We start from the raw sequence: 7,176 nt of genomic DNA, 5'->3' as shown, positions 1-7,176 counted from the left end.
ATTCGAAGGCGCCGCCCATGCAGGTGCCGTTGATCGCCGACACCCACGGCTTTCCTGATGTTTCCAGCTTGCGGAACAGGCCGGTCATCATGCCGGCATTGTCGAACAGCGCCTTGGTCGCCTTTTCGGCGTCCTTGCCCTTTTCCGCGGCGAAGGTCGTCAGCATCTTCTGCAGCAAAGAGATATCTGCACCGCCGGAGAAGGTATCCTTGCCGGAGGTGATCACGGCGCCCTTGATGGCGGCGTCACCAGCCACCTTGTCGACAATGGCGTTCAATTCCCGCATCGCCTCTTCGGTGAAGACGTTCATCGAACGGCCGGGCATGTCCCAGGTGACCAGCGCAATGCCGTCGGCGTCGGTGTCGAGGGCGAAATTGGTGTAGCTCATCGTTTCTCTCCCCGTCAGACGCGTTCGATGATGGTTGCGGTGCCCATGCCGGCGCCGATGCACAGCGTCACCAGAGCGGTGTTGAGATCGCGCCGCTCGAGTTCGTCCAGCACCGTGCCGAAGATCATCGCGCCGGTGGCGCCGAGCGGATGACCCATGGCGATGGCACCGCCATTGACGTTGATCTTGTCATGCGGAATGTCGAAAGCCTGCATGTAGCGCAGCACCACCGAAGCGAAGGCTTCGTTGAGCTCGAACAGGTCGATGTCCGAGAGCTTCATCTTGGCGCGCTTCAACAGCTTCTCGGTGACGTCGACCGGACCGGTCAGCATCAGCACAGGCTCGGAGCCGATGTTGGCGAAGGTGCGGATACGCGCGCGGGGCTTCAGCCCCATCGCCTTGCCGGCCTTCTTCGAACCGAGCAGCACGGCCGCCGCACCATCGACGATGCCGGACGAATTGCCGGCATGATGGACGTGGTTGACCTCTTCCACTTCGGGATGCTTCTGCACCGCGACCGCATCGAAGCCGCCCATTTCGCCGGGCATGACGAAGGACGGGTTGAGCGAGGCCAGCGACTGCATGTCGGTCGACGGGCGCATATGCTCGTCATGGTCGAGGATGGTCAGGCCGTTCTGGTCCTTGATCGGAATGACGGATTTCTTGAAGCGGCCATCCGCCCAGGATTTGGCGGCGCGCTTCTGGCTCTCGACCGCATAGGCGTCGACGTCGTCTCTGCTGAAGCCGTATTTGGTGGCGATCAGGTCGGCCGAGATGCCTTGCGGCACGAACCAGCCGGGCAGGCCGACCGAAGGATCCATGAACCAGGCACCGCCCGAGGCGCCCATGCCGACGCGCGACATCGATTCGACACCGCCGGCAATGACGATCTCGTCCGCTCCCTGCGCGATCTTGGCGGCACCGAAATTGATGGCGTCGAGCCCGGAAGCGCAGAAGCGTGAGATCTGCATGCCGGGCGCCTTGGTGTCGTAGCCGGCCTCGAAGGCGGCGGCGCGCGGAATGACCGAACCCGCCTCGCCGACCGGATCGACGCAGCCGAAGATGATGTCGTCGACGTTTGCAGTGTCCAGCCCATTGCGGTCGCGCAGCGCCTCGAGCGTCTTGGCGGCAAGCCGCACCGCCGGCACCTCGTGCAGCGATCCGTCTTTCTTGCCCTTGCCACGCGGTGTGCGCACGGCGTCATAGACATAAGCTTCAGCCATTTGCTTGCTCCTTGGGTTTGCCTGATGTCGCCTTCAGAGAGAGCGTCCGATCAGCAATTTCATGATCTCGTTGGTGCCGCCGTAGATGCGCTGGACGCGGGCGTCGCGGAACATGCGGGCGATCGGGTATTCATTCATGTAGCCATAGCCGCCATGCAGTTGAAGGCATTCGTCGACGACTTTTCCCTGCAGGTCGCTGAGCCAGTACTTGGCCATCGACGCTGTCACGGGATCGAGGCCGCCCGCGATGTGGCGGGCGACGCAATCATTGTAGAAGACGCGGCCGATGGTGGCCTCGGTCTTGAGTTCGGCCAGCTTGAACTGGGTGTTCTGGAAATCGATGATCGCCTTGCCGAACGCCTTGCGCTCCTTGACGTAGTCGATGGTCAGCGCCAGCGCCCGCTCGATCATGGCGATGGCGCCCGTGCCGATCTGCAGCCGCTCCTGCGGCAGTTGCTGCATCAACTGGACGAAGCCCTGCCCTTCCTCGTGGCCGAGCAAATTGGAGGTCGGCACGCGCATGTCGTTGAAGAACAGCTCCGACGTGTCGTTGGCCTTGAGCCCGATCTTGTCGAGGTTACGGCCGCGCTGGAAACCTTCGACCTCGTCGGTCTCGACGACGATCAGCGAGGTGCCCTTGGCGCCCTTCTCCGGATCGGTCTTGGTGACGACGATGATGAAGTTCGCAAGCTGGCCGTTGGTGATGAAGGTCTTGGAACCATTGATCTTGTAGTGGTTGCCATCCTTCTGCGCCCGCGTCTTGACGCCCTGCAGATCGGAACCGGCGCCGGGCTCGGTCATGGCGATGGCGCCGATCAGCTCGCCGGTCGCCAGCTTCGGCAGCCATTTCTTTTTCTGCTCCTCGGAGCCGTAGTGGAGGATATAAGGGGCGACGATCGAATTGTGCAGGCCGATGCCGAACCCGTCGACGCCGACATGGCCAATGGCCTCGATGATGGCGCTCTCATGCGCGAAGGTGCCGCCGGAGCCGCCATATTCCTCCGGCATAGAAGCGCAGAGCAGGCCGGCGGAACCTGCCTTCAGCCAGCTTTCGCGATCGACCATCTCGTTCTTCTCGAACTCGTCGTAGCGCGGCGCGATCTCCTCCGACATGAAGCGATGCGCCATGTCGTAGAGCATGCCGACCTCGTCCGCCGCCCAGGCGGGCTTCGGCAAAGAGAGCACTTCGGCGGGATTTGTCGCCACGATTTCCTCCGCGTATCGACAGACAGAAAGGCCAGTGAAGTCGAGCTTAGAACGCTTCCGCCGGCAGTGCCATCAATGTGTCAGCGCCGCTCGAAATGCGGGCGAGATGCGCCGATGTCTCCGGCATGATCCGCTCCATGAAGAAGCGCCCCGTCACGATCTTGTTGTCGTAGAAGGATTGCGCGCCATTGGCGTCCGTCTTGCCAAGTGCCACCTTGGCCATCTGCGCCCACATATAGCCCAGAGCGACCAGGCCGAAGAGATGCATGTAGTCGGTCGAGGCGGCACCCGCATTGTCGGGCTTGGCCATGCCGTTCTGCACCAGCCACATGGTCGCTGCCTGCAAATCGTTGAGACCTTTCTTCAACGCCTTGGTGAACGGCGCCATCTTCTCGTTAGCGCGGTTCTCCTCGCAGAATTCGCCAACCTCCTTGAAGAAGGCCTGCACGGCGCGGCCGCCATGCAAACCAAGCTTGCGGCCGACGAGGTCGAGCGCCTGGATGCCATTGGCGCCTTCATAGATCATAGCGATGCGGGCATCGCGCACGAACTGGCTCATGCCGTGCTCTTCGATATAACCGTGACCGCCGAACACCTGCTGCGCCATGACGGCGTGGTCGAACCCTTTGTCGGTGAGCACGCCCTTGACCACCGGTGTCATCAGGCCGGTGTAGTCGTCGGCGGCCTGGCGATCCTTGTCGTCGCCGGAGCGGTGGGCGATGTCGGACTTGATCGCCGTCCACAGCGCCAGCGCGCGGCCGGCCTCGTTGAAGGCTTTCATGGTCATCAGGCTGCGGCGGATGTCGGGATGGACGATGATCGGATCGGCCTTCTTGTCCGGCGCCTTCGGCCCAGACAATGAGCGGCCCTGCAAACGGTCCTTGGCGTAGCCGACAGCGTTCTGATAGGCGATCTCCGACAGCGACAACCCCTGCAGGCCGACACCGAGGCGCGCCTCGTTCATCATCGTGAACATCGCCTTCAGGCCGCCATTGGGCTCGCCGAGCAGCGTGCCCTCAGCCTCGTCATAGTTCATGACGCAGGTCGAATTGCCGTGGATGCCCATCTTCTCCTCGATCGAGCCGCAGGAGACGGTGTTCCTGTTGCCCGGATTGCCCGACGGGTCGAGCTTGAGCTTCGGCACGATGAACAGCGAGATGCCCTTGACGCCTTCCGGCGCACCCTCGATGCGGGCCAGCACCAGATGGACGATGTTGTCCGACATGTCGTGTTCGCCGGCCGAGATGAAGATCTTCTGGCCTGAAATCTTATAGGTGCCATCGCCGTTCGGCACCGCTTTGGTCCGCAACAGGCCGAGATCCGTGCCGCAATGCGGCTCGGTCAGGTTCATGGTGCCGGTCCAGGCACCCTCGATCATCCTCGGCAACCATGTCGCCTTCTGCTCGTCGGTGCCGTGGGTGATGATTGCCGCGATCGCGCCCTGCGTCAGGCCCGGATACATCATCAAGGACATATTGGCCGAGACCATATATTCGGCGACGGCGGTGTGCACGGCATAGGGCAGGCCCTGGCCGCCGAACTCGACGGGTGCGGCCAATCCCATCCAGCCGCCCTCGCGGTACTGGTCGAAGGCCTCCCTGAAGCCTTTCGGCGTGGTCACCGAGCCATCGTCGTGACGCACACAGCCTTCCATGTCGCCGACACGGTTCAGCGGATGCATGACGTTTTCGGCGAGCTTGGCGCCTTCGGCGAGGATCGCCTCGAGCACATCGGGCGTGGCGTCGGCAAATCCGGGAAGGTTCGAATAACGCTGGTAACCCAGAACCTCGTTGAGCACGAACAGCGTATCCTGGACCGGAGCCCTGTATGTCGGCATGCTTTTTCTCCACCCTGCAAACCCGGTCCGAATGCCCCGAAGACAAGCCAGGGCGGCATGCGGACCCATATTGGGAGCGGGATAGCAAAAATTGACGTTTGCGTAAACGTCAATTTTCTCGATGCGACAAGATTCCCCGCCCCCTGGAGCAATGAGCGTAGCGGCGCGACGTTGCGCAAGCCAGCGCCGAAAGGCCATAAGAGTGGGCCAGGACAACGAAAAGCCGCGTGGCAGGCCACGCGGCTAGACAGAACTCGGACAATCAGCAGACGACTTGGTGTCTGGCGCAATTCCTGACGGAATTGCTTCAGCTGGCGGCGCTCGCCTGCGGCGCCGAACGCTCGCTCAGCATCTGGCGCACCGCCGACATCGAGCCGCTGAGCTCGTTGATGGCGTCGTCGATCAGCGCCCGTTGCTTCTGCAGGCGGGCAAGCTGCTTTTCCGACTTGTCCAGCGCAAGCTTGAGCTGCTTGGTGTTTGAACCGGTGGGATCGTAGAGATCCATCATCTGCTTGACGTCGCGCAGCGAGAATCCGACCTTGCGGCCAAGCAGGATCAGCTTGAGGCGGGCCTTGTCGCGGCGCGTGTAGAGACGGGTCGAACCGTCGCGCTGCGGGTTGAGCAGGCCCTTGTCTTCGTAGAAACGCAGCGTGCGCAGCGTCACTCCATATTTCTTCGCCATCTCGCCGATGCGGACGAGGTCCTCGCCGGCTTCGGCAGACATATTGGTATTGGCCGCGGTCTCGCCGGCCGAGATAAGCTTCATGGTCACTGGCTTTCCCCGTCTGGTGGCGTCGCGGTCCTGGACCGTGCGTCGCCTGACTGGAAGCGGGGGCCTGCTTCCAGTCGTGGTTTCAACAAACAAATCGCAAACATGCGCTCAATGCGCCTTTTACGTTTACGTCAATTCTATACCGATTGCCGCAGGATGACGCAAGGGCGTTCTGCGCCCCGCCCTTTATGCCGCACCGTCAGGCCAGCAGCCAACATCCTTTCGATTTCTTAAGTTTGGTTAACGCGTTGTTTACCACGTTGGGGGAAATGTGGGCGCGTCGGCTACCCGTGTTTATCCTGTATCGAATTTTTCACGGTTTTTCGGAGCGCGGGCGAGAGCCCGGGAAGCTCGTCTTCCGCCGCGGCATCGCCGCCGGTCGCCTTCGTTCCGATAGGGACCTGGGGGAACTGGCCGCGAGCCAGCCATTCTGAAAGACGGACGCACCGATGAACAGCAAGCGGTCCTATCTCGATACACTCAATGCCGGCAGGCAGCGCAGGCCGCAGACCACGCTCGATCAGTTGAACCAGTCGCTGGAGACACTGGAGCAGCGGCTGGAGCGGACGCGCGAGGATCCGATGGCACGTCCCGAACTCCGCCAACCCGATCCCCGCCAATATGGTGCCGATGCGCGCTACCCCGCCGCCCGGCCCTCTGGCCAGCAGCGCTGGTATGAGGACCCGCAGCCCGCGTCGCGTCCGAAGAGCCCGATGCAGGGAGCCGCCGCTTTCGAGCAGAATTACCAGGCCATTGCCCGCGATATCGATCGCGTGCGCGGCCAGGAGGATGGCGTTGCCATGGTCGGCAAGATCGCCGGCGAATTGCGCGGCATGCGCGAGGAATTGCGCCACCAGATGACCGCAGGCCTGCAGCGGGAATTCGAAGCGCTGCGCAAGGACATCGAGCGGGCCTTCCAGTCAGGCGCAAGGCCCGGTGCTTCGGCCAAGGGCAGTGCTGAACTCGGCCTTGAGTTCGAGCGTCTTTCGGGCGCCATCCAGACCCTGGCCGAGAAGAGCGACGACAGAAGCGTCAACATGCTGCGCCTCGAGCTCGAACAGGTCAAAGCCGCACTCGAAACGCTGGCACGCGAAGAGAGCGTGCAGAAGGTCGACCGCCGCTGGGACGATTTCGATCGCCGCTGGACGGCGTTCGAAGACCGCCTCGACGCCGACCAGCGCAAGCGCTCGGACGACCCGGGCCTGTCTGCTCTCACCGCCCGGCTCGAGCAGATCAGCAATGCCGTCAACAATTTGCCGGAATCGTTGTCGCTGCGCTCGCTGGAGGAGAAGGTGCGGACGCTTGCCGGCGCTGTCGACCATTTCGCCAGCCAGCAAGACAATCGCGGCAGCGACACGCTTGGCATGATCGACGAGCGGCTGGACGAGATTTCCCGCGCCATCGTGGCATCGACGGTCGCCGCGCAAGCCAATTCATTCGACCACGAGGCTTTCGAGCGCATAGAGAGACGGATCGACTCGCTTGCCGGCCAGATCCAGGAAGTGGCGCAGGATCGTCCCGGCAACGCGGTCATGGACCGGTTGAGCACGCTGTCGGGCCGGGTCGACGAACTCGCCGGCCGCGCCAATCTGCCGGAGCAGGCGATGGAGCGCCTGGCCAAGCAGATCGCATTCATCGCCGACAAGATCGACCAGGCACCCGCCATGCCTGACGCCGACTACATCTTCCATGGGCTGGAGCAACGCTTCGACGTGCTGTCGAGCATGATGGAACGCCGCCAGGGTGACGC

At 62.7% G+C, this 7,176-nt stretch carries 5 protein-coding genes and 1 pseudogene; 1 reads left to right on the top strand and 5 read right to left on the bottom strand.

All coding sequences use genetic code 11. The features are described 5' to 3' along the window. The 5 genes from EN884_RS19160 to EN884_RS19140 form a co-directional block, all read right to left on the bottom strand. A partial coding sequence (locus EN884_RS19160; RefSeq protein ID WP_206617607.1) for an enoyl-CoA hydratase-related protein occupies nucleotides 1–388 on the bottom strand: 388 nt, incomplete at its 3' end. A gap of 14 nt (nucleotides 389–402) precedes the next feature. Then, nucleotides 403–1,611 carry an acetyl-CoA C-acetyltransferase gene (locus EN884_RS19155; protein ID WP_027161729.1) on the bottom strand — a complete coding sequence of 403 codons (1,209 nt, stop codon included), beginning with the start codon at nucleotides 1,609–1,611 and terminating at the stop codon, nucleotides 403–405. Between the two features lie 33 nt (nucleotides 1,612–1,644). Further along, nucleotides 1,645–2,817, bottom strand: a complete 1,173-nt coding sequence (locus tag EN884_RS19150) for an acyl-CoA dehydrogenase family protein (protein WP_082826644.1) — start codon at nucleotides 2,815–2,817, stop codon at nucleotides 1,645–1,647. A 46-nt stretch (nucleotides 2,818–2,863) separates the two neighbouring features. Beyond that, nucleotides 2,864–4,654, bottom strand: a complete 1,791-nt coding sequence (locus tag EN884_RS19145; RefSeq protein WP_013533660.1) for an acyl-CoA dehydrogenase — start codon at nucleotides 4,652–4,654, stop codon at nucleotides 2,864–2,866. A gap of 307 nt (nucleotides 4,655–4,961) precedes the next feature. Next, nucleotides 4,962–5,420 (bottom strand): MerR family DNA-binding transcriptional regulator, encoded by a 459-nt coding sequence (locus EN884_RS19140; protein ID WP_013533661.1) that lies wholly within the window; start codon nucleotides 5,418–5,420, stop codon nucleotides 4,962–4,964. 455 nt (nucleotides 5,421–5,875) lie between these two features. Here EN884_RS19140 and EN884_RS19135 point away from each other — a divergent pair. Further along, nucleotides 5,876–7,176 (top strand): annotated as a pseudogene (locus tag EN884_RS19135) (peptidoglycan-binding protein); the annotation flags it as partial.

It is taken from the genome of Mesorhizobium sp. M7A.F.Ca.AU.001.01.1.1 (assembly GCF_004022735.1).
Classification (GTDB): domain Bacteria; phylum Pseudomonadota; class Alphaproteobacteria; order Rhizobiales; family Rhizobiaceae; genus Mesorhizobium; species Mesorhizobium ciceri.
The sequence above is the reverse complement of the archived record's forward strand: the minus strand, read 5'-3'. Positions and strand labels throughout refer to the sequence as shown.